The sequence below is a fragment of the Paraburkholderia aspalathi genome, assembly GCF_900116445.1.
In the GTDB taxonomy this organism is placed as follows: Bacteria; Pseudomonadota; Gammaproteobacteria; order Burkholderiales; family Burkholderiaceae; genus Paraburkholderia; species Paraburkholderia aspalathi.
Map to the genome: position 1 here is coordinate 118,720 of NZ_FPBH01000012.1, position 22,745 is coordinate 141,464.

Consider the following 22,745-nt stretch of genomic DNA (forward strand, 5'->3'; position numbering starts at 1 on the left):
GCTGCCTCGGATGTCGGCCAGCTAATCGTTATCGACTGGTCAGCGCGGCGTACTTCGACGCGGATCTCAGCCCGGCGTACGTTCCTCGTCTCCAGCGCAACTGGAAGAATGCGGGCGACGCTGGCGAGGGCACCGACACGTCGCCGCGTGCGACCAGAACGCGCTCGTTTACTTCTGTCTGTTCTACCTGCCGTCGGAGCAGATTCGCGTTCAGCTTGTGGTACAACGCGATGGCCGCAAGCGACACCCTAGGCCCCTGGCAGGTTGCCACCACCCGGGCTTTGAACTCGACGCTATAGCGACGGCGTCGACGCCGGCCAAGCGGGGCTTCTTCTTCGATAGTGTTCGCGTGTCCACCTATTTTTAGTGGATACGATACTCCCAAGACCTTCAATGTATGGGTGTCGAACTGTCTTGGATAGGTCATTTAATACGACTCTGCAAGAAGCGCTTACGATATCTTGACGGCCAGCAAACAACTCGATTAAGGTACGTGAATATTCAATAGGTCCCAAAGGGGCCGCGGCATGCTATTGCCGCGATAAATCATCGTATATACCAACAATCGACCAATGAAAATACACAGCGATCTATTGCCGGGGGTCCCGTTTATCGAAAGCCCGTTCTTCAACAAAGGAATCGCGACGGCGGGGTTTGATAACGAGACGCGCCGGGTTGCAGAAGACCTTTACCGAGACGGCTTCGCCATCATCGATTTTCCTGACGAAGAGTTCGACTCAATAGCAGATCAAATCAAACAAGCTCTGGTAGACAAGTACGAATGGGAATATTGGCTTTCCGAAGGATACGATGCTGGCGATAGCCTGCGCGTCATCGACGCATGGAAAGATAATGAGAACGTGCGCCGGCTAGCAACGAATGCCAAGATCATTTCGCTTCTGAGCAACCTGTTCGGTCGTCAGGCATGGCCGTTTCAGACTCTGAATTTTCCCGTGGGCACGCAGCAGCATTACCACAGTGATTCAGTACATTTCAGCTCGGTTCCAGAGCGCTTCATGTGCGGCGTCTGGACCGCTCTTGAAGACATCGATGAAGATGCTGGCCCGCTGATTTACTACCCGGGGTCGCATAAGTGGCCGATTTATACGAACGAACATCTTGGTGTTTGCTCCGTAGAGACACCTAGCTCGCGGAACCAGCAGACATTTGAGCCGCTTTGGGAAGCCTTGGTTGAGGAGCATGGCATCAAGCCAAAACTCTTTACCCCTAAGAAGGGACAAAGCCTCATTTGGCTTGCCAACCTCCTTCATGGTGGGCTGAAGCAATCGGACAAGACCAAAACCCGTTGGTCGCAGGTCACACATTACTATTTCGAGGGTTGCACGTACTACACGCCCCTAAGTTCTGACCCGATGTATGGCGCCGTCAAGTTTCGGGAACCGATGAACATCCTCACTGGCGAAAGATCCCCGAATAAGTACTGCGGATACGATATTCCGGGCGAATTCGTCGAGTTGGCGACTCGCCTCCAACAAATTGATCGTGCCGCTCCGCTCCCTGCGGATTTCGATGCTGCAGAATATCTAGCCGCCAATCCTGACGTCAAGGCCGCTGGCGTTGATCCGATTCACCACTATCGTTATTTTGGTGCTAGAGAGGGGCGTGCAATCAAAGCTTGACGTACCGGCCGCCCGAAAGGGCGGCTTTCTGTTTCAGAGCGTGAAGTTCAACGACACTATTTTCGCGGCGCACATCCCACCGTCATCAGCACCATCCGATACCGGTACAAGCTGACTGTTCCGGCATGACGACGCCAGAAGCCTCACGATCCGAATGCCCAAATAACGCGTGTGATCCGATATGGCATACTCGCGCGACCATTCCCGGAGAATACGTTGTCGCGCACCCTCTCTATTTGGGCCTCGCTCCTTGCAGCCCTGATTGTCGCCACGTCCATTTATGGCGGGTATCACTTTTTCTCGCCCATCCCTTATGGGGATCAATGGGACGGAGAACTAGGATTCTTCAAGGACCTCACTGAAGGCAACTACGCCGTTTTCTGGGCTCAGCACATGGAGCACCGGATTGTATTTTCGCGCGTGCTCTTCTGGCTGGACATCGTTCTGTTCGGCGGTCGAAATGTTTTCACCATTGTCGCGAACTACGTCCTGCTCTTCGCCGTGGCTCTTGTGCTATGGCGCGAATACCGATCCGGGCACAAGGAATCACACCCTCCCCTACTCGTCGTCGGCCTCATCCTCGGGTTCCTGCTGCTCTGGGTTCAAGCCGAAAACATCAAGTGGGGTTTCCAGAGCCAGTGCATTGCTGTCTATCTGTTCGCGCTGATGGCTTTTGCCCAATTCTCCCGCTCTGATAACCGGCCACTTCGAATCTCGCTGGCGATGCTCTTCTGCGTCGCATCCACGCTAAGTATGGGTAATGGCGTTGTTGCCTTCGGCGTCATGGCGATCCAAGGCGTTCTGCAGCGTCGGCCTATCCGCGAATCTCTCATTGTGGCAGCGGGCGGTGCCTTGTGCGCACTGATCTATTTCCATGGGTACTACAAACCCATTCTGCCTATCGATCCTGCGGCCGCACATATCTCGCTTATCCGGCTCAAATTCTTCGCGGCGTTCATGGGGAATCCGACGTTTTTCGCATGGAACACCATCGCCGCGATGATTTCATCCAATGCCATGGATTGGGGTACATGGAGTCTGAAGATATCTGCCCTGTTCGGCATTGCATCGCTCGCGGTCGCAACAGTTGTCACAGTACGTCTGTTCGCAAAGGCCCAGGTGACCCCATACAGGTCGTTCCTTATCGCCTCGTACGGGCTTGTTGTTGCCTCTGCGATGGGCGCTTCGAACAGTCGCTGGATGCTCGGACTCGGCGCATCGGTGTCGGGACGTTACACCACGCCGGTGGTAATCAGCTTTGCGGTTCTCGCGCTTCTCGTTCTTGATGTCGTGACCACACGTCGTACGCGGCTCCTGGCCTCCGTCGCCCCGCTTGCGCTGCTAACGTTCACCGCGCTCTACCAATCTCAGGCGTTCGAAGACAATGCCTACCTGTACAAATGGAAGCTCGCGGTACTGGGCCAAAAAATCGGTCTCGATCATCCCGAGTATGACGCGACGATCTATCCAGCTTCGATGCACGATTGGTTTGTAGCGAACGCAAATTTCGCCGCCAACTATGAAATCGGACTGTACGGACGCGGCTGGCTGCGCGACGCCGGAGTCGTGAAATTCGATGCCGCCCGCGTGGATCAAAGCTTCTGTCTAGGGCATCTCGACGCAACGTCCACAGACAAGGGCGTTATACATGCAAGTGGCTGGGCGACGACTGCCGGCCGTGAGACCTTGCTTATCGTCCTGACCGACGCTGAAGGCAAAACGATTGGATATGGCGTTTCGGGCGAGCGTAGATTGGACGTTTCCAAGGCGGTCAAAATGGCTTCGCAAGACGCGGGGTGGACCGGATTCGCCAATGCAACTGAAGGGCCCATCTCCGCTTACGTCTACCAGCACGGCCGCTTCTGCAAGCTCCCCTAAAATAAAATCCTTCCGGCGATCTCCCCCTCGCCGGGCACCGCGCCATGGTCGCCTTTCTTCACATTCGCCCCTTAAGGTGACCTATCGGGAAGATGAGTAAAAGAAATCGCCTTTGTAGCTTCTCGTAGCCTTTGGTAGCTTCTCGTAGCCTTTCGTAGCTTCCGGCACTATCATGGGCGAGTTAGCGGGCAAAGGCAAAATCGTGGACGAGCCACGCGCCGCTTGACGCCGCAATATCTCTGTACCCAGGGGTTTACCCAAACCAGCCACAAACCTGGGTCCCGATGTCACTCACGTCCGTTCACGACACGATTCCGGGTTTATCTAGTTCGCATGCAAATCGAGCGGACATCCAGCAGCGCAAGTATCAGCTTTAGCCAAGGAAGGTGAACGGCGTCATTTCAGTGCTCACTTCGCGAGGAAATAGTTGATGAATCGCAAGCAGAAATTGCTCGACGGCCTGAATCTGAAACAACTGACTGGTATTGAGATCGGGCCTCTATTTCGTCCTGTAGTGACGAAATCAGAGGGCGATGTCATCTACATCGATCATGCCGATACCGAATCTTTAAGGAATAAGTATCGGACCAATTCCGCAGTCGACATCGACGCGATTGTTGAGATCGATGCCGTATGGGGCGCTCAAACACTGCGTGAATGTCTGAAGAATAGGACCGTAGACTACGTCATAGCGTCTCACGTAATCGAACACGTCCCCGATCTGATCACATGGCTGGAGGAACTACACTCCATTTTGAATTGGCAGGGAGAATTGAGACTTGTCGTCCCCGATAAGCGTTTTACTTTTGATCTCATCCGCCGCGAAACGGAGCTATGTGACGTTCTAAGCGCCTACATTGCGCATGCCCGTGTACCGCAACCCATATGCATTCTTGACCATCTGCTGAACGTCTCCCACGTCGATCCCAAACGCGCCTGGGATGCCGAATTGAACGCAGAATCGGTCGAGCGTTGCCATTCATTTGCCGACGCAATTCCACCTGCAACCGATTCGTTCCAAAACGGCACATACCACGACGTGCACTGTTGGACGTTCACACCCCGCTCATTTGCGAGCCTGTTTGAAAGTCTGGCGCGCGCCGGACTCGTTCACTTCGCCTGTGATAACTTTTTCGACACAGAGCGCTATGAAATCGAATTCTTCGTCGCGCTAAAAGCTTCGGACGATCAACAGCAGATCGTCAACAGCTGGGCCGCCATGAAGAGTGCGACGACGACTTCCGTGCCGCACATTGCTGCCTCGAATAGCAAGTCGCTCGCAGATCTACTCGAGCTTGAGCGGTCACGCAATCTCGCGCTCTCAAGAAAATTGGAGGCGGCACACCGGACGATCCAGGACCTCAGAGAGTCGACTTCGTGGAGAGTCACTGGACCGCTGCGGTCGTTGGGTTCAACGTTGCGCCGAAAGAGACAAAGGGCGTAACCGATGCAGCCCTAGTGTGATCGGAACGACAGCTTTTTGTGCCCAATATAGCTAGTAAATACGGGCACGATCACACCCACGAGGTGAGCGATTTCCTTCTTGTGCCACACAACTCCGAGCCACGGCAAGACATGAAAAGCCAACACCACGCTCACCACCCACGTCTGCAGCACGGCGACGAGATTCACCAACGTAAAAAACATCGCAGACCGCGATGTGGAGTGAACGCTCTCCGTAAAGACGAATAGCTTCGTCAGAATGAAGGCGGTGATCATGCCTGCGATATACGCAAGTACGATCGCCGCCGTAAACGGCATCCAGTTATTGAAGATGATCCGGCTACCGAAATTCACTCCGGCCGCAACCCCGCCAGCCAGAAGGAATTTGAGGAAACGGGGCGACACCAGTCGCCCCTTCGCGGTCCCTGCGGGCATCGTCACAGCATCCTCGCCATCTTTCGCGCCAGACCGATACTTTCAGAAATGCCTCGATCTTCCGGGTAGTAATAAGACGTATCGGCCACCAGAAGCCCCTTCACCGGAAGCTGGATCGGCGGAAGACGGTCAAGGAAGCCCGGCTCGCAAATCGGCTGCGCGTAGCGATAACGACTCGCGCGTACATCGATGAAATCGTCGCTGGTCAAAGCCGGATTGATTTTCATCAGATAGCGTTTCACCTTGTCGATGAAAACACTGTCCGCTTCCTGGTATTTCGCATGCTCGCCTGGCACGTAAAACGGGACGTACACAATGTGCTCACCGAGCGGGCGGAGATTGGTGTACTCAACGAGGCCAGGAATATCCATATCCGGATCGTTGACGTTCAGCCAGAAGTTCTTCGTCACCGCCTTCTTCAGCTTGGCGATCACACAAACCACCGCCACGTTCTTCACGCTCTGGAACGCGGTCGAAATGTCAGCGGGCAAATCCGGAATGACGCGCGGGACATACGGCAACGGAATCGTGCTGATAACCTTATCGAAGGGCAGCACTTCCCCGTTGACCTGCACGCCCTTGACGGCGCCGTCCTCGATCACAACTTTCTGTGCCGGCGAACCCAAACGGAATTCACCACCGTTAGCTTCGATGTAACGGCGCATGCCCTCGAGCAACGTATCCGAGCCGCCCTCGAGATAGCCAAGCTTCTCGCGGAACAAGTCGTAGCGCGACCGGCCGATACGGCGGATGCGACTCCAGATCCACGCAGCCGACAAGTTGTACGCATAGTCGTAGAACTTGTAGTCGAACAGCCGGCGCCACAATACTTCCCACGCCTCTTCACCAATCCAGCGGCGAATCCAACCGGACGCTTCAACGTGGTCGAGCGGACGCCAGTCGTCGCGCTTGGTGGACAGGAACGCGTGCAGGCCGTAGCGAATCTTCGCCGTCAGACTCAGCCCTTTGAACTTGAGCAACGCGATCGGGTTTCCCCAAGCCTGCACATGTCCCTGGTAGTAGTAGCCCATCTTGGTCTCGACCCACTTCAGTTGGTCCTCGATACCAAGTTCACGCAGCACTTCAAAGAACGCGTGATCGGAGATCGCGTGGAAGTGGTAATAGCGCTCGATCGACAACCCACCGAAATCGAAGCACGCGGCCATGCCGCCTACGCGGTCGTCTGCTTCGAATATAACGGGCTTGCGCCCGTCTTTAACCAACTGGTAGGCGACCCCAAGGCCCATGGGGCCCGCGCCCAACACCGCGATCTTTTCGTCTGTCATCACTATTTCCTACTTCAAAATTCAAGCGCGATCTGGCTGTACACAGGGTCGTTGAAGGTTTCATGCATCGCCTTGGCAAACGGCGTGGCCTTGATCTGGAATATGCCTTCCCAGTCGATCACCTCGAACTCGTCGCCGGCAGTCAACGCTTTCAACTGATCCGCCGTGAAAGGCGGGTTTTTGTCGAACAGCGCGTACACCTTCAGCAGCACATAGAACAGTCCGTACGGAATGCGCACGATCGCGCAACGGGCATTCGTAGCCGCCTTGATTTGACGAATAATGTCGATGTAGTCGACTTGCTCCAGCCCCGTGATGTTGAACACCTTGCCGCTGATGCGCGATTCGATACAACTGATAATCACGTTGCAGAAATCGCCAGCGTAGAGCGGCTGACGCATGTAACGCCCACTTCCGGGAATCGGAAAGACCGGCACGCGCTGCATAAAGCGCGAAAGCCAGCCAAGGTGCTTGCGGTCGAACCAGCCGAACATGAGCGTCGGGCGCAGCACGACGCATTCAATGCCTGACGCCAGCACCATCTCTTCCTGCTGCTTCTTAGTGTCGGTATAGAAATCGTCACCTACGGATTCCACGACCGATGAACTGATGTGCACCGTATACGGGATATTGAACTGTTTGATCGCCGCCAACACGTGAGTCGTAGACGTCAAATTGTTGCGGATGAATGGCTCGAGCGTCGGGCCACCAATCTGGGCCTGCAGCATCACCACAACGGCCGCGCCTTCAAAATAACGAGTCCAGTCGCCCGGCTCTGCCAGATCCGCGTACTCGACCGTGATGTCAGGGTGCACGCTGCGCAGAACTTCGATATTGGCGCGGTGTTTGTCGAGTACGACCAGGTTCGTATACCCGCGCTGCTTGAGACGAGCGACAAGGTTCTGGCCGACAAGGCCGGCGCCGCCTGGGAGAATGATGCGCGTATCGTTCATTGATCTATCGTTCAGATTACTCGAGTTTAGGTAATGCGCGGCACACGGGCCAGCACATGCTCGCGTCAAATAACGCGACATTTTAAACTTTGTGAAACGCCCCTTCTTATTTGGGGCTGCAATTCAAATTCATCACCGCCGTCTGGTTCGAACAGTAGCATCCACACTACTGGGCAACTTGCTCCGGCACTTTGCCTGCCTCGGTCAACGCACAGTACGTATCTCCCTGTTTCGCCAGGACGCGGATGGTCTTATCATCGGCACGGAAAAAACCGGTCCAGCCAACACGGTCGCCCTTAAACTTCAGTACCGTCTCGACATCTGGCCGGTGTCTGCCGACAATCCCATAACCGCGCAAGTCGTTTTGCGCATTGACGATGACAACTTCCGTCGGCTGCACTTTTGCATCCTGATCGTAAATCCAGCCACTGGCCATATATCTGCCCGGCGTGCCGGTCGGCTTGATCAGATCGATCGCGCCTTCACAGGTGCGACTCGCCGTAGTTTGTTCAGGCGCGCAAGGATAGTCTTGCGAGCATCGCTTGAAAATCGACAGGCCTCGAGCCTGCGCGGCTTGCGAAGTAATCCGAAGCGCCTCGCCCCCAGGATACACGACATGTGTCCATTCGCCATCGTATACGTCCTCGCGCACCGCAAGTCCGGCCAACTTCCGGGCAAACAACTGATCCCGGTCCGGCCGGAAGGCTGCACCCTGATACGACAAAACCGTGGCAAGCGCCAAGGCAAATAATCCAGCGTTCACGGCGCGAGCCTGCGGGCGCGGTGCGTTGACCCAGAAGTAAAGCAGTAGCGACAACCATGCAAATAGCGATGACGTGGTGTAGCGATGCGCAAACGCAGATTCGATACCAAAGGGTAAGCGCCCCCCGGCGGTAATGAACGCGCAGCCGCATACAAAAACGGCGAAAGCAAGCAATGCGGGAGCGCGAACCTCTCGGCTGCGCCCGAGCCACAAACCGGCCAGTGTAGCGACCACGACAATGGCACCGGCCAGGTATGTCAGCGAAAGCTGCGCCGTCGCAGCCCAAACTGGAGCACCCAGATAAAGCAGCACGTACTCGACCATCTGTATCGGATGATGGAGTAGAGAGCTCGTCACGCTTCCGTGCACTGGCGGCGACGCGTAGTGCCTGAAGTATGCAGCCCATACCACAGCGGTTGCGAACCCTATCAACGCAACGCGCTGCTTTGACAGACCGAAGTAAAGTGAAAAAGCGAGCAGCACCGGCAATACCAACAGGCCACTAGCCATCCAGCACGCGGCGAGCGCGCCGTATAGCAACGCCAGCAGAAACTGACCACTTCTTCCAGACGCATCACGGCAACGCGCCAATGCGTCAAACGCCAACATCGCGAACAGATAGACGCCGAACCATTGGTTCTGGAATCCCCATGTCAGGTTCTCGTCCTGTATCCAGGAGAACGCTATCGTTGCGATCGCACCGGCAAGCGCGATACCCGCGATCCACGTCAGGCGGACATCGCGCGACACGATCCGGCCAACCGTTGCAGCCAAACCCGCGAGCAAGACGAGATTCGCCACGAGATCGACGATATTACGGCCGCCGAACCATCGAATATCCGTCCAGAAAATCAGCCTGGGCAAGAGCAGTCTATGTTCGTTGTGTTGCTCCCACAGCACGGACCAGTTGTCTGCGAAGCGTATATAACCGCCCAAAGAGCCGTCCCATTGATCCCAGAACGGCACAGGAGAATAGCTTCTCACGACGCCAATGACACAACTGACAACGACGAACAAGCCGCAGAGCCCGAGCACCCACGCGGCAATCGCCGTCAAACGCATCCTCACAACGACGCCCTCTTAAACAAGAACCCCGGCACCGATCGAATGATCAACATGATCCCCGACCAGAACCACGGCGTATAAATCGAATCCTTCTTCTTCTCGACCGCACGAACGATATCGTTCGCGACACGCTCAGGCGTGGCGACAAGCGGCCCCGGGAGCGGCATACCGGCCGTCATCGGCGTATCCACGAATCCCGGCTTGATGGTCAGCACATGTACGCCCGACTTGAACAGCCGCGCGCGCAAGCCTTCACAGAACGTAGACACCGCAGCCTTCGCGGTGCCGTAGACATAGTTCGAAGGCCTGCCCCGATCTCCCGCCACCGACGAAATCACCGCAATCACACCGGTCTTCGCGCTTTCCATAAGGTTCGCCAACGGGGTCAGCAACGCAATGACCGACAACCCATTGGTAGACAGCTCACGCAACGCGACCTTCACATCCTGTTCGCAGGCTTTCTGATCGGACAATGTGCCATGCGCGATCAACGCGACATCGATACCGCCAAGCGTGCCCACACACGCATCGAGCATCGCCTGATGCGCGTCGAAGTCGTTCATGTCCAGCACGTGGCTCGTCGCCGCCTTGGCGCCGCGCGCCACGAGATCCGCGGCAATCTGTTCCAGGCGCTCCGCCTGCCGCCCGACGAGAAACAGCGTCGCGCCTTCGGACGCCCAACGGCGCGCACAGGCGATGGCAATTGCGGAAGTCGCACCGACTATCAGGACTTTTTTCATGTTTGTGTTGTTCGTTGCCAAAAACGGGACATCAGCGCGGGATCGCGCAATGCCTCCAACTGATGCCACGCCGGATACGCGAGCTGGAAATCGCTCGCGGACATATGTGCGTCCTTTGCCGGGTACAAGCGTCCACCGGCTTCCCGGACAATCGCGTCGAGCCGCTCGAACAGCCGACGATTGCTTTCATCGTGCTGCGGGAAATCCAGTGCGAGCGACGCCCCTTCCATCGGAAAAGACAACAGACCCGGCGAGACCGCATCGCCGCAGCGCTTGAGCACGGCGAGAAACGAGCCCGTACCACTTTGCCCGATTGCCTCCAGAATGGCGTGCATGCCGTCGCGGGAGTTAACCTGGGGCAGCACGCATTGATACTGTTGGAACCCACGCTTGCCGTAAATCCGGTGCCATTCGAGCAGGCTGTCGAGCGGATAAAAATAGCTGTCATAATCGACTTCGCTTTGCACCGTTTTCTGCTGCTGACGGTTGTAGTACAGCGCATTGAAAGCGCGCAGCGTCAGCGGATTGATCAGCGAGATCGGCGGCGTGATCGGCACAGCGCGCTTCTTCTTGACCGGAAGTTGCAGACCACCCCGCTCCGCATGATCGCCAACCATGAAGATGCCGCGCCCAAGCGATGACCCACGGCTCAGGCAATCGATCCATGCCACGCTGTATTCGTGCTTGCTGTCGAGCTCTTCCGACAACGCAAAAAATTCGTCGAGATTGCCAAATCGGATGCTTGTTACCGAGACGCGGCTCGAGCGAATCGGCATCAACTGAATTTCCACCCAGGCGATCACGCCGGTGAGTCCGAGGCCACCAATCGTTGCGGCAAAGTACTCGGCATTTTCCTCGGGCGAACATTCGAACACCCCACCGTCCGAGCGGAACAACGCAAAGCGGCGCACGTGACGGCCGAACGTGCCTCGCACGTGATGGTTCTTGCCGTGCACGTCGTTGGCTACTGCGCCGCCCAGCGTTGCGTACTTTGTACCGGGCGTGACGGGCAGCATCCAGCCGCGCGGAACCGCGATTTGCAAAATGTCGTCGAGCGTTGCACCCGCCTCCGCGCGCACCACGCCAGTTTGCCAGTCAGCCGCAATAAATCGATCGAGCGGCCGCGTATACACAACCTGATCACTCGCAGCGAGACAACTGTCGCCATAGCTACGGCCATTGCCATAGGCCAGCGTCGTACCGTTGGCGCCGGCAACCTGCGCCAGTACCGGTTGCAGGCGGTCGCGCCACTGCACGGCATGGCCCGCCTGCGGATGATCTGGGTAACGCCCCCAGGACTTGAGCGGCTTCGTCATATGGCGAACCAGAACACCAGCCCCATCAGCGCGACGGTCAACAAGCTCGTGCGGTCTTTGGCAGCGAACACCACTGGGTCGTCATGCATCAGCCCGCGGTGCGTGATGAGCCATGTGCGGCTGATCCAGTAGAGCAGCAACGGACACGCCAGCCAGATCACCTGCGGATGACTGTAGAGATGCGTCGTCTTTGAGTCCTGAATGTAGAGCGCGAGCACCAGCACCGAAAGATAACCGGAGGCGGCGCCAAGTGACGAGATCATCGACAGGTCGTCGGCTATGTAGCCGCGGCCGCGCGCTTTCGCGCCGCCTGCTACGCGCGTCGCATGCAATTCGGCATAGCGCTTCACCAGCGCCAGGCTCAAAAACAGAAACATCGAGAAGCCCAGCAACCAGAACGTCAGGTTCATCCGGAACGCCGCCGTACCGGCGATGATGCGCGCGGTGTAGAGCATCGCCAGCACCACGACATCGAGAATCACGCGGCGTTTGAGCACAAACGAGTACAACATCGTCAGGACGTAATAGCCTGCAAGCACGGCGGCAAACCGCCACGGCAGCCAGATCAGCGCCCCCGCGAACGCACCGATCGCGAGGACCGGAAACGCCACCATGCCCCAGACGATCGACAACGAACCCGAGGCGAACGGGCGCCGCCGCTTGGTGGGATGATGCCGGTCGTCGTCGAGATCGAGCAGGTCGTTGAGCAGATAGACACTCGACGCGCAGAGGCCAAACAGCACGAACGCGAGCACGCCACGCAGGTCGAGTTCCAGCGATGAAACTTGATGAGACGCCAGCAGCGGGATAAAGATCAACAGGTTCTTGAGCCACTGGTGCACGCGCAGCGCTTTGAGCCACACGCGAAGTGGGTTCTTGCGAGTCTGCAGCACGCTCTCGACGTTGCCGATTTTCTGCGCCCGCCGCGCTACGCCGGGCGAAGGATTCACCACATAGGCGCGCTCAGCCGCTTCCCAGACCGCGATATCGTCGTGTGAGTTGCCGGCGTAATCGAAGCCCTTGTTGCCGAACTCGCGCACCAGCGCATCACGCTTGCGGCCTGACGACAGATTGACCTTGCCGTCGGTGGCAAGCGTCTTGTCGAACAAGCCGAGATGCCCGGAGATCGCCTCGGCGTAGCGGGCATCGCTGGCGGTCGCAAGCACCAGCGAGCGGCCGGCCGCACGCTCGCGCTTGAGCCACTCGATCACTTTCGGGTCATAGGGCAAGGTCGAGACGTCGACGTGCGTAGCTGCGGCAAGCTTTGCCTTGAGGTGCGCTTTGCCGCCCTGGGCAATCCAGACCAGCGGACGATAAAAGCGCAACGGGTTCGCCTTCAGATAGGCAAAACCCGTCTCGATCAGCATATCCGATCGTATCAGCGTGCCGTCCAGATCTACCGCCAGTGTTTTCCATTGCATTTCGCGAATCCTTCCCCTTGCCGCGTCACGCGACTTCCCGGTATAGCGCACTATATGCTTTGCCAAGCGCCGCGCCCGAAAACAGCGTTTCGTATCGCTCACGAGCGGCGCTTCCCATAGCCGCCGCTACCGCATCGTCGCTCAGCAGCACATTCATTGCGCCAGCCAGTTCTTTTGATTGTTCCGGTGCGACGACAAAACCCGTCACACCATGTTGATTGACGTAGGACGTTCCCGATCCCACTTCGCAGCACACCATCGGCTTACCGAACATGGCGGCCTCGGCCAGCACCATGCCGAATGCTTCAGAACGCAAGTGTGACGGCAATACCATCGCGCGGCATCCTTTAAGCAGGGCGACCTTTTCTTCGTGCGTCACCTGTCCGGCAAAAACGACATTGGTCGCGCCCAATTGCTGCGCCAGCGCCGCGAGGCGCTCCCGTTCCGGACCGGAGCCCGCAATCACGATTTTCGCATTCACATGGCTTGCTGCCTCGATCAGCGTGTGCAGGCCCTTGTAATAGCGCAACACGCCGAGCGCGAGAAAATACGGTTCGCCGGCCGCAAGACCGAGACGATTTGCGATGTCGCGTTGCGCATCCACGGAATGCGGCTCGTCGCGGTAATCGATGATGCCGAGCGGAATGGTCTTCAACCGTTCCTTCGTCACGCATTCCGTCAGCGCCTCGCTGGTCTGCGCATAGGCAGGCGAGGTTGCAACCACCGCGGACATGCTGCGTAGCGTGCGTCGCATCAACGGCCCGTAGACGGCGCCTAGCGCCTTCTGCCGCACGATATCCGAGTGATATGTCATCACTGTGGGCTTTTTCGTTCGGCCCAGCAGATGCAGTACATCGGCGAACGGCCACGGAAAGTGGAAATGCACGACGTCGGCCCAGTCGGCCATCTGCCGGTACTTCATCAACGCACCCGGGCCGCCCAGATCGCACGAGGCCGGCGCCGCCCAGGATTTCGCGCGTACGACGCGCCCCTCGGGATAATCGATCTCGCCTGGCTCGGGTGTCGGCGACAAAGTCAAAATGCGTGGCTCGACGCCGCACTCGCGCGTCGACAACGCGATCTGGCGAATCGCTTCCTGCAAGCCACCTGGCGGATCGGGGAAATAGGTACGGTAAACATGAACCACTTTCACGTGCGCACCTCCGCGCCGTGGTGCTGTTGCACACTGCCGTTGCCCGATTCACGGCCATGGAAAGTGATCTGTAGCATCTTGTCCAGCCGGCGCTCCCACGTGTTGTCGCCCACCGCTGCCCGCGACTCATCCGCGCTCAGCTTGCCGCGTGCAAGCTGTTTCTCGATTGCGGCGATAAAGGCTTCGAGGTCGCCCCCTACTTCGAGACCCGCACGCGGCTCTTTCGCAAAGTCCAGCGGCGTCGAGACCACTGGCAAGCCCGCCGCGAGGAATTCGTAAAACTTCATGGGGAACATCGAACGGGTGTACTCGTTCAGCAAGGTCGGCAGCACGCCGACCTGCATGCCACGCATATAGCGCGGCAAAGTCTGATAGCTGCGATAGCCGAGCAGATGCACGTTCGGCAAGCGCGCCAGTTGCGCGAGCAATTCGCTACGCTGCCCTTCACGCTCCTCGCCGATGATCACCCATTGCCACTGCGGCCGGGCCTGCGCGGTCTGCAGGAGCAACGGAAAGTCGACCTTGAAGTCGGACAGCACGCCGTGATACACGAGCCGCGGCTCCGGAATCGCGGCAAGCTCGGGCGGTAGCGCCCCTTTTGCACGCGCCTCGCCGAAATGCGCTTCGTCCACCACGTTGCCGAAAAAATGCGTGTTGGGGTTAAACGGCTGGCACGTTTCCTTCAACGACATCGCCGTCGTGAAGACTGCCTCGCAGCGCCCCACCAACGCTTGCTGCGCGTTACGGAACGCCGCCACGTCGACGCCGGGAATCGCCGCGATATCGTCAACGCAGTGATACACGAGCGGCCCGCGAGGCAGCGTCGCAATCGCATCGAGCATGTACGGGTGATAAGTCCAGACGACAGGATCCTTGAAGCGCTGCGACTTCGCGAAACGGGTCACGGAAAAGCGCAGCAACGCCTGGTTCAGTGAGCGCACAAACGGCAGGTGGTGCCCGGCCGGCACCATCAACGGCGACAACACCCAGATGTTCTCAGCACGCCGCGGCGGCCCGAGTACGAGCGATTGCACGCCGCGCCACAGACGACGCCACAAGCGGGCCCAGTCGCGCCCGCTACCTACCTTGGGCGAACGGAAACCGACGCTCTCCACGTAAAGCACCCGCCAGCCGCGTGCGGCCAGAATGCTCGCCGTATGCTGCTTGTTCGTCCAGTACGGTTCGTCCCAATCAGCGGTCGAAAACAACACGCAGTCTCGCGCGGCAAACGCCGTGTCCTTGCCTTCAACCACTGAACACCTCGACCGGCCGACCCAGCAGACTGTCGAGAATACGCTGCGAGGCCAGCCCGTCACCGTAAGGGTTCGCGCGATTGCGCAGCGCTTCGCGGCGCGCCGGATCGTCGAGCCAGCCAATCACCGCGCTTTCGATGCTGTCCGACGCCTGACCGGCCAGCGTCGCAAAACCCGCATCCACGCCTTCGCGCCGCTCGGTGTGATTGCGCATCACGACCACCGGTACACCGAAGGTCGGCGCTTCTTCCTGAATGCCGCCGGAGTCGCTGACGACGACCGCGCTGCCGCTGATCAGATAGAGGCTGGTCGGATAGTCGACCGGCTCGATCAAGGCGAGGTTGGGGATGCCGTTCAGTTCGCGCAACACGGGTTCGCGAACAGCCGGATTCAGGTGCACCGGAAATATCCAGCGATATTCGCTATAGCGCTGGCACAGGTCGCGCAGCACACGGCAAATGTCCTGCAACACGTCGCCGAAGTTTTCGCGCCGATGGCAGGTGACGAGGATGTGCTGCTCCGCGCCCGTCCATGACGGCAGCGGACTTTGCGGCGGCGTCGCGTCCCAGCTCCGGCGCACTGCGGCAATCGCATCCACCACCGTATTGCCGGTGACGACGATTTTTTCCGCGGGCACGCCTTCGCTCAACAAGTTCTCACGCGCGAGCTCAGTCGGTGCGAAATGCAACGTGGTGATGCGGCTCAGCAGGCTGCGATTCGCTTCTTCGGGGAACGGGCTCTTAAGATCGCCAGTGCGTAATCCGGCTTCGACGTGGCCCACGGGAATGCCGCGATGAAAAGCCGCGAGACCCGCGCAAAACGCCGTCGTCGTGTCGCCTTGCACGATCACCCAGTCGGGACGCACCTGCTCCAGCGCCCGATCGAGCGCGGATAAAAGCCGCGCGGACAATGCGTTCAGCGATTGCCCGGGACTCATCGTATCGAGCGTAATGTCCGGTTCGATGCCGAAGAATTCGAGCGCCTGCGCAGCCATGTCCTTGTGCTGACCGCTCGCACAGACGATGGTGTCCACTTCGGCACGCAAGGCCCGCACCACTGGCGCCAGCTTGATGACCTCGGGCCGCGTGCCCATTACCACCATGACTTTCATTGCAATGGCTTCCCTGCCTCGACCTGCACGTGAGCACCGCGAAACTCGACGCCGAGCGTCAACGGCGAGGCGCCATTCGACGGCGTCAGAATGCGAAACGTACCACCCTCTTCAATCACCTGGGTCAGCGACCTGAACTTCAGAAAATCGAGCGCCGCGTCCTCATGCATGAAGAGTGGTTTTTGCGCCTTGCTTCTGATGTACGCGATGAATTTCTCGTGGGCATCGATGCGCAATGCCTCATCCGGCCAGCCATATGCGTAGCGTTCGGAGAACGGATGGTCGAGATAGCCGAACAGCGTGTTGGTGGCGTAAGCGTAGTCAAAGGCCTGCTTGAAAATGGCAAGCTTGTCGCCCTCGTTGAGCATGCATTCGCCGTGCAGCATACACTGCTGACTGTGGCCGATGAAGCCTGTCGGCAGGCCGGCCAACGCGCCGCCACGCGCCGTCAGAAACTCCGGATCATTGCGGATGATCCCGCCGATGCAACCTTCATAACCGGCGTCGGCGAGGCCGCGCATCGCATACGGTGGCGACTGGTGAAACGGCGACACGGCGTAACGCACTGGAACGCCCGTCACCGCTTCGAGCAAGGCCGCCGAATGCGCGCCTTCCGCTTGGGCGCTTTCATAGCTGCCACCCCAGTTCGGCGCGTGGGTCGCTGTGTGCGACAGCACCGCGCCCTGCTGCCTGTCGGCCAGCAGTTCACGAAGAATGCCGTGATGCTCGGTGCGACTCAGGTTCTGCGTGTGAACCGCCAACGAGAAAGGCACGCCCAGGCGCTGATAGCTTTCCCACAACGGACGCGCCGACTCGACGTCTTCGTCGCAATCGAGCCGCGAGGTAATCGCCGCGTCGTAACCCCACGGCAACTCGCTCAGCACCGGCTGGCACGGCAGCGTGTCCGAACGGTAGCCCGACAGAAAATTCTCGACCATGCGCCATTCGAATGAATCGCACGGGCCCACGGGGCGGTTGAACCACAGCACACCCGATGCGCCGGTATCCCACAGCGCGGCATACGAAAACTGCCGCTCGCCGTCTACGACGACAGCCGCGAGTTCCGCCTCGGGGGGCACCTGGGCTGCTTGCGCGACTGCCCAGATCGAGCCGTCGCTGCGAATCGCGCCGAAACCGAGGTTGTTCCACTCGTCGGTGAAGTCGAAACGCTCGAACGGGCGATGCCACGGCTGGCCGCCCAGCGTCTGCGCCAATTCGCTATAGCGCACCACTGCGGCGCTCTCGCGCGCCTCGCCCGCGGACGCCGACGCGCTGCGGCTCGCGCTCGCCAACTCGGCCGGCACGTCCGTCGACTGATAGCGCAGATAGTCTGCGAGCGCTACCGGCATCCGGCCGAACACGACGAGCTTGCGGGGCCGCGCGGTCAACCATGCGATCAGGTCCGCACTCCAGCCGTCCGGTGCGTCGACCGCGACGACCACGTCCGGCGCGATCGAACGCAAGGTGCTGCGCGAGATCGATTGCGCCTGGGTGGCGCTGACGGAGCGCTGCACAGCCGCCAGCACATACTGGCCGGCTTCCGCTGCCGCGTCGGAGAAGAGAATGCCGATCATGCAGTGACCACGTGACGAAATTTGGCCCGGCTGCCGACACGCACCAGATCGTCGTGCCCAACATAGGCAATCGTGAACGCGTCCTGCCAGAAGTGACGCAGCTTGTTGGTCGTTTCTTCCGCGTTCGCTGTCGGTTCAAGCACGATTCGCAAGGTGGGCGGCTCGGTTCGCAGATCGATCTGGAACTCCTGAATCCCGCCGACGCGATGGTCGAGCATGTCCTGAATATGGTGTGTCGGGTGCGCCACGCCATTAATCGGCACGACGTCGTGAATGCGTCCGACAACGTCCGTCAGGAAGAAACCCTTTTCGGTCTCCTGCACACGCGCGAGATCGCCCGTTGCGTAGCGAATCAACGGCATCAAGCGGTTGCGGAAACCCGTGAATACGAGCTCATGCGCGCCATCCGGATTGCCTTCCGACACGCGGCTTTCCGGCCACCCTTCGGATTCGAGAATCTGGAAGCCGCCCTCATGGCCGTCGAGTTCGTAGGCCATCACGCCGAGTTCGGCGAGACCGTAGCGATCGATCACCCGACAGCGCAACGCCTTCGCGATCATTTCGCGGGCGTGCGGCTCGAGCAATTCGCCGCTCGATTCGAACACCGCGAACGCCTTGCCGCCGCCGTACTTGCGCTGCACGTAGCAAGCGAGCGCATACATGGTCGACGGATGCGAGTGCGCGAGATAAGGCTTGCGACGCTTGAGCGTCTGCCACATTTCTTCGAGACCCTGATCGTCGATCCGGTCGAAGAAAATGTTGCTGCGATTCATCGCGAAGCATTTGAAGTCTTCGCGCGACGGCCATTCAGGCATCACCTGATCCGGGAAACGGCAGGCAAAGTGCAGTTCCGAACGATGGCGCAGTTTGCCGATCCGTTCACGCGCGTAGAACGTGACCGCCGACGAATAGTCCGCGCCTTCCTGGTCGTAGTAGATCGTGGTCGACAACCCCGTCGAACCACCGGTCTTGCACACGTGATGGCGACCCGCTTCAAGCGGAATCGACAGCATGCGCGCACCCTGCTCGCGGATGATGTCTTTCGTCAGATACGGGAGCTCTTCCAGATACCGCGGGTCCTGCTTGACCTTCGCCGGATCGAACTGCTTTGCCTGGAACAGGTCGCGGTAATACGGCACCTGCGCACCGGCGAATTCGAGAATGCTGGCCAGCCGCTCGAGCGCGATGCGACGACGGTGCGGCATCGGCAACGTGTAGTGCTGGCGCAATTCTTCGATCTTCGGACGTACGCTACGCTTTTCGCGACTCTCCGCAATCGGATACGCAATGTAGCCGCCCGCGAAACCCTTTAACGTGCGAAACGGCTGGCGCACCAGCAGGGACTCGGAATACCGCAGAAATGGATGGTTAGCTCGCATGAAATTCGAACCTTGTTGCGCCTGTGTGGCTCCCGCCAAACGCGCCGCGGGAGGTTCGCGGGCGCGTTCAGTGGCACTGTTGTCACTATTGTATTGGGCGCGAAGCCTGTCTACGGACCGAAGCTCGGCACCCGCATCACACTCTTCTGAATGGTCACACCGGGCAGTGCCGTGGTCACGCGACCCGTTCAGGCACGCCCGCTTGCGGCGTTAGTGCGGCAACCGAGCAGTTTCGCTAATCAACGGCCCCTCGCTGACTTCCGGCGCGATCACCGGTTCGTCGGAGATCATCTTGCCGTGCTCCATGGAAATCTTCCGGTTGCACACTCGTGCCACCAGACCCGGATCGTGCGAAGCAACGACCAGCAGCGATGCCTTGCCCACCAGGCTCTCGAGACGTTCGGCCGCCCTGATGCTGAACTCCGCGTCGCCCACACTCAGCCACTCGTCCATGATCAGGATGTCGGCTTCGACGCTGGTCGAAATCGCGAACGCAAGACGCAACATCATCCCGCTCGAATAGGTGCGCACCGGCAGATTCAGGTAGTCGCCCAACTGGCTGAAGTCGGCGATTTCGTCGATCTTGCTGCGGATACGCACCGGCTTCAGACCGTCGAGAATGCCGCGCAGATAGATGTTTTCAAAGCCGGTTGCATCCGGGTCGAGACCCATCGACACGTCCAGCAGCGAAGCAATCTTGCCGTTCACCTTGAGCTCGCCGCGCACCGGCGCGTACACGCCTGAGAGCGTGCGCAGCAAGGTTGTCTTGCCCGAGCCGTTGTGGCCGATCAAACCCACGCGCTCGCCTTCGGTAAAGCTGAAGCTGAGGTCGTCGATCGCCTTGACGATCGCATGACGACCGGCATCCTGACCGATCCGGCCACCCGTCGTGAGGTTGAGCACCGCCTTTTTCAACGAGCGATGCGAGTTCTCGTAGATCGGAAATTCGACGGAGATGTTACGAGCAACAATCGATGAAGAACTCACAATATCAAAGCCAGTAAGGAACGCGATTACGGAAACGTTTCATCAGGAATTGCGCAAAGGCAAAACCGACAATCAACAGGCCGATCGACCACGCCCACGACTCCCAATGCGTCGGACGACCGGTCAGCGGCGCACGCACCGTTTCGATCAGGTGATAAAGCGGGTTGTATTCGGCGACCCACGCGCGGTTTTTCAGAATTTCCGGGGACCACATCACAGGGGTGAAGAAAAACACGACCTGGATCAGGTTGGTCACGATCGGCGGAATGTCGCGAAAGCGCGCGCACAGCACACCGAGCGTCACGCCGAGCCAGACGCCATGCAGCAGCAGAATGGCGAGCGCGAACGGCACCAGCAGGAATTCCCAACCGGGCCAGCGTCCGAAGATGAGCAGCAGCACCACGACCACCGGCAAGCTGTGCAGCAAAATCACAAAATTGCGCCACGCAATGCGACATACGTGGACGGTAAGTGGCAAGCGGATCTGCTTGATCAGGTAGGCGGCGCTAATAAAGGCAACGCAGCCCTCATTAGCTACCGCGGACAGATACGCCCACACGACCAGACCGACCGCGAGGTACGGAAGATATTGGGAGATTTCCTGATGCAGCAAGGTGGAATACAGCGCACCCAGCACCACCACCATGATGATCGTGCTCAACGTGAACCAGAACGGCCCGAGCACTGAACGGCGATACCGTTGCCGGATATCGTGCCAGCCCAGCGTACCCCACACCCGCACCGCCTTCATGCCAACGATCAGATCGTCGCTTTCATTGTGACGAGTCAGATCTTCCGAATCGTTGCTAAAACTAATATCCATCTCAAGTACGTCCGTAAATGTCTTCGAAGCGGACGATGTCGTCTTCGCCAAGATATTCGCCGCTCTGCACTTCGATCATCACGAGCTCGACCACGCCCGGGTTCTCGAGGCGATGTTTGTGACCCGCCGGGATGTAGGTCGATTCATTGGTCGAAACGAACAACTCCTTCTCTCCGTTAACGACCTTGGCCATACCGCTGACCACGACCCAATGCTCGTTGCGGTGATGATGCATCTGCAAGCTGAGGCTTCCGCCCGGCTTGACCTCGATGCGTTTGATCTTGAAGCGAGGGCCCTCTTCAAGCACCGAATACGTTCCCCACGGCCGATGCACCGTGCGATGCACCTTGTACGTTTCGTGACCGCGCGACTTGAGTTCGGCAAAAATCTGCTTCACGTCCTGCGCCCGGTCTTTGTCCGCGATGAGCAGCGCATCCGGCGTATCGATCACGATCAGGTTCTCGACGCCCACTGCGCCGATCAGCCGGTCGCCGCCACGCAAATAGCAGTTCTTGACGTCGAGCAGCAGCGCTTCGCCTTCGATTCGGTTACCACTGCCGTCCGCCGGCGAGAGATCGCTGAGCGCCGTCCACGAACCGACGTCCGTCCAGCCGATGTCGCAGCGAACCACCGCAGCCTGCTCGCACTTCTCCATCACCGCGTAGTCGAACGACACGTCCGGCACCGCGCCAAAAGAGCCCGGCTCGAGACGAACCTGCGCGCCATCCTTACCCGCGGCAGAAGGCGACTTCTCCATGCACTCGGCAGCCGCGCTGAGAATCTCAGGGCAGTGCAGCTTCATTTCCTTCAGGATCGTGCCTGCGGTAAAGCAGAACATGCCCGAGTTCCACACGAACTTGCCCGAGGCGAGATACTCGCGGGCCTTCTCGAGCGACGGCTTCTCGACGAAACGCACTACCTTGTCGCCATCCGCCTCGATGTAGCCATAGCCCGTTTCAGGCGTCTCCGGATGCACGCCGAAGGTCACCACCTTGCCCGCCAGCGCCAGCTTCTGCGCAGCAGCCACAGCCGCGCCGAACGCCTGCTGGTTGGTAATCAGGTGATCGGCGGCCAGCACCAGCATGACCGTCTGGTCGCCGTGCACTTTCGCCGTATGCAACGCCGCCGTGGCAACCGCCGCAGCCGTGTTGCGGCCGAACGGTTCGAGAATGAACGAGGTTGCACAGCCTTTCGCGTTCACTTCGCGGAAATCGTCTTCAGTCTTGAAGAACAGATCGCGGTTCGTTACCGTGAGCACTTCCTTCACGCCCGGCAGTGCCACCGCGCGCAAGAACGCCTTTTGCAGCAAGCTTTCGCCATCCGCAAGGCGGATGAACGGTTTCGGGTGCGACTCGCGCGAGACCGGCCATAGTCTCGAACCCGCCCCGCCACAAAGAATGATCGGTAACAAACTCACAGAGTCCTCTCAGTACCGTATTTATTACGGAAGCGCCATGACCACGAATAGTCAGCACAACCCACAGAATCAATGGGCCGTGCGACGATCCGCGCGCCCTGAACGTTG

Annotated in this window: 19 protein-coding genes; 3 read left to right on the top strand and 16 right to left on the bottom strand. The window is 58.9% G+C overall.

Annotation, left to right across the window (positions count from 1 at the left end; genetic code table 11):
* Nucleotides 1–28: 28 nt before the first annotated feature.
* Entirely contained in the window at nucleotides 29–427 is a 399-nt protein-coding gene (locus tag BM438_RS19640; protein ID WP_093636376.1) for a transposase, read from the bottom strand.
* Between the two features lie 145 nt (nucleotides 428–572).
* Between BM438_RS19640 and BM438_RS19645 the strand changes: the two genes are divergently transcribed.
* From BM438_RS19645 to BM438_RS19655, 3 genes are all read left to right on the top strand, one after another.
* The gene (locus BM438_RS19645) at nucleotides 573–1,640 is read left to right on the top strand and encodes a phytanoyl-CoA dioxygenase family protein (RefSeq protein WP_093636378.1); all 1,068 of its coding nucleotides are present in this window, start codon (nucleotides 573–575) and stop codon (nucleotides 1,638–1,640) included.
* Nucleotides 1,641–1,856: 216 nt separating this feature from the next.
* Nucleotides 1,857–3,518, top strand: a complete 1,662-nt coding sequence (locus BM438_RS19650) for a hypothetical protein (protein WP_093636380.1) — start codon at nucleotides 1,857–1,859, stop codon at nucleotides 3,516–3,518.
* A 430-nt stretch (nucleotides 3,519–3,948) separates the two neighbouring features.
* Entirely contained in the window at nucleotides 3,949–4,962 is a 1,014-nt protein-coding gene (locus tag BM438_RS19655; RefSeq protein ID WP_093636382.1) for a methyltransferase domain-containing protein, read from the top strand.
* A gap of 11 nt (nucleotides 4,963–4,973) precedes the next feature.
* Here BM438_RS19655 and BM438_RS19660 read toward each other — a convergent pair whose 3' ends face one another.
* The 15 genes from BM438_RS19660 to BM438_RS19730 form a co-directional block, all read right to left on the bottom strand.
* Entirely contained in the window at nucleotides 4,974–5,396 is a 423-nt protein-coding gene (locus BM438_RS19660; protein ID WP_093636619.1) for a GtrA family protein, read from the bottom strand.
* Between the two features lie 2 nt (nucleotides 5,397–5,398).
* On the bottom strand, nucleotides 5,399–6,682 hold the full coding sequence (locus tag BM438_RS19665; RefSeq protein ID WP_093636384.1) for an NAD(P)/FAD-dependent oxidoreductase: 1,284 nt from the start codon (nucleotides 6,680–6,682) through the stop codon (nucleotides 5,399–5,401).
* Between the two features lie 14 nt (nucleotides 6,683–6,696).
* Nucleotides 6,697–7,635, bottom strand: a complete 939-nt coding sequence (locus tag BM438_RS19670; protein WP_093636386.1) for an NAD-dependent epimerase/dehydratase family protein — start codon at nucleotides 7,633–7,635, stop codon at nucleotides 6,697–6,699.
* 166 nt (nucleotides 7,636–7,801) lie between these two features.
* A complete protein-coding gene (locus BM438_RS19675) occupies nucleotides 7,802–9,454 on the bottom strand; it encodes a hypothetical protein (RefSeq protein ID WP_143131726.1) in 1,653 nt (550 codons plus the stop codon).
* 8 nt (nucleotides 9,455–9,462) lie between these two features.
* On the bottom strand, nucleotides 9,463–10,203 hold the full coding sequence (locus tag BM438_RS19680) for an SDR family oxidoreductase (protein WP_093636390.1): 741 nt from the start codon (nucleotides 10,201–10,203) through the stop codon (nucleotides 9,463–9,465).
* Complete coding sequence (locus BM438_RS19685) at nucleotides 10,200–11,519, bottom strand: FAD-binding oxidoreductase (RefSeq protein WP_093636392.1); 1,320 nt, start codon at nucleotides 11,517–11,519, stop codon at nucleotides 10,200–10,202. The genes BM438_RS19680 and BM438_RS19685 overlap by 4 nt, the downstream gene beginning before the upstream one ends.
* Nucleotides 11,516–12,940 carry a UbiA family prenyltransferase gene (locus BM438_RS19690; RefSeq protein ID WP_093636394.1) on the bottom strand — a complete coding sequence of 475 codons (1,425 nt, stop codon included), beginning with the start codon at nucleotides 12,938–12,940 and terminating at the stop codon, nucleotides 11,516–11,518. The genes BM438_RS19685 and BM438_RS19690 overlap by 4 nt, the downstream gene beginning before the upstream one ends.
* Nucleotides 12,941–12,965: 25 nt before the next feature.
* Complete coding sequence (locus tag BM438_RS19695; protein WP_093636396.1) at nucleotides 12,966–14,093, bottom strand: glycosyltransferase; 1,128 nt, start codon at nucleotides 14,091–14,093, stop codon at nucleotides 12,966–12,968.
* The gene (locus BM438_RS19700; RefSeq protein ID WP_093636398.1) at nucleotides 14,090–15,346 is read right to left on the bottom strand and encodes a glycosyltransferase; all 1,257 of its coding nucleotides are present in this window, start codon (nucleotides 15,344–15,346) and stop codon (nucleotides 14,090–14,092) included. Before BM438_RS19700 ends, BM438_RS19695 begins: the two co-directional genes overlap by 4 nt.
* A complete protein-coding gene (wecB, locus tag BM438_RS19705) occupies nucleotides 15,339–16,457 on the bottom strand; it encodes a non-hydrolyzing UDP-N-acetylglucosamine 2-epimerase (protein WP_093636401.1) in 1,119 nt (372 codons plus the stop codon). The genes BM438_RS19700 and wecB overlap by 8 nt, the downstream gene beginning before the upstream one ends.
* Complete coding sequence (locus BM438_RS19710; protein ID WP_093636404.1) at nucleotides 16,454–18,031, bottom strand: polysaccharide deacetylase family protein; 1,578 nt, start codon at nucleotides 18,029–18,031, stop codon at nucleotides 16,454–16,456. The genes wecB and BM438_RS19710 overlap by 4 nt, the downstream gene beginning before the upstream one ends.
* A complete protein-coding gene (locus tag BM438_RS19715; RefSeq protein WP_093636407.1) occupies nucleotides 18,028–19,410 on the bottom strand; it encodes a phenylacetate--CoA ligase family protein in 1,383 nt (460 codons plus the stop codon). Before BM438_RS19715 ends, BM438_RS19710 begins: the two co-directional genes overlap by 4 nt.
* Before the next feature lie 210 nt (nucleotides 19,411–19,620).
* Nucleotides 19,621–20,397 (bottom strand): ABC transporter ATP-binding protein, encoded by a 777-nt coding sequence (locus BM438_RS19720; RefSeq protein WP_093636410.1) that lies wholly within the window; start codon nucleotides 20,395–20,397, stop codon nucleotides 19,621–19,623.
* Nucleotides 20,398–20,401: 4 nt separating this feature from the next.
* Nucleotides 20,402–21,220, bottom strand: coding sequence for an ABC transporter permease (locus BM438_RS19725; RefSeq protein WP_093636413.1), 819 nt, complete (start codon nucleotides 21,218–21,220; stop codon nucleotides 20,402–20,404).
* A gap of 1 nt (nucleotide 21,221) precedes the next feature.
* Nucleotides 21,222–22,637, bottom strand: coding sequence for a mannose-1-phosphate guanylyltransferase/mannose-6-phosphate isomerase (locus BM438_RS19730; protein ID WP_093636416.1), 1,416 nt, complete (start codon nucleotides 22,635–22,637; stop codon nucleotides 21,222–21,224).
* Nucleotides 22,638–22,745 lie beyond the last annotated feature (108 nt).

Bases quoted from the DNA above. Each gene is read 5' to 3' on its own strand.
- BM438_RS19690 (WP_093636394.1), bottom strand. From the start codon at position 12,940: ATGCAATGGAAAACACTGGCGGTAGATCTGGACGGCACGCTGATACGA.
- BM438_RS19665 (WP_093636384.1), bottom strand. From the start codon at position 6,682: ATGACAGACGAAAAGATCGCGGTGTTGGGCGCGGGCCCCATGGGCCTT.
- BM438_RS19640 (WP_093636376.1), bottom strand. From the start codon at position 427: ATGACCTATCCAAGACAGTTCGACACCCATACATTGAAGGTCTTGGGA.
- BM438_RS19710 (WP_093636404.1), bottom strand. From the start codon at position 18,031: ATGATCGGCATTCTCTTCTCCGACGCGGCAGCGGAAGCCGGCCAGTAT.
- BM438_RS19725 (WP_093636413.1), bottom strand. From the start codon at position 21,220: ATGGATATTAGTTTTAGCAACGATTCGGAAGATCTGACTCGTCACAAT.
- BM438_RS19645 (WP_093636378.1), top strand. From the start codon at position 573: ATGAAAATACACAGCGATCTATTGCCGGGGGTCCCGTTTATCGAAAGC.
- wecB (WP_093636401.1), bottom strand. From the start codon at position 16,457: ATGAAAGTCATGGTGGTAATGGGCACGCGGCCCGAGGTCATCAAGCTG.
- BM438_RS19685 (WP_093636392.1), bottom strand. From the start codon at position 11,519: ATGACGAAGCCGCTCAAGTCCTGGGGGCGTTACCCAGATCATCCGCAG.
- BM438_RS19715 (WP_093636407.1), bottom strand. From the start codon at position 19,410: ATGCGAGCTAACCATCCATTTCTGCGGTATTCCGAGTCCCTGCTGGTG.
- BM438_RS19660 (WP_093636619.1), bottom strand. From the start codon at position 5,396: ATGCCCGCAGGGACCGCGAAGGGGCGACTGGTGTCGCCCCGTTTCCTC.
- BM438_RS19670 (WP_093636386.1), bottom strand. From the start codon at position 7,635: ATGAACGATACGCGCATCATTCTCCCAGGCGGCGCCGGCCTTGTCGGC.
- BM438_RS19655 (WP_093636382.1), top strand. From the start codon at position 3,949: ATGAATCGCAAGCAGAAATTGCTCGACGGCCTGAATCTGAAACAACTG.
- BM438_RS19680 (WP_093636390.1), bottom strand. From the start codon at position 10,203: ATGAAAAAAGTCCTGATAGTCGGTGCGACTTCCGCAATTGCCATCGCC.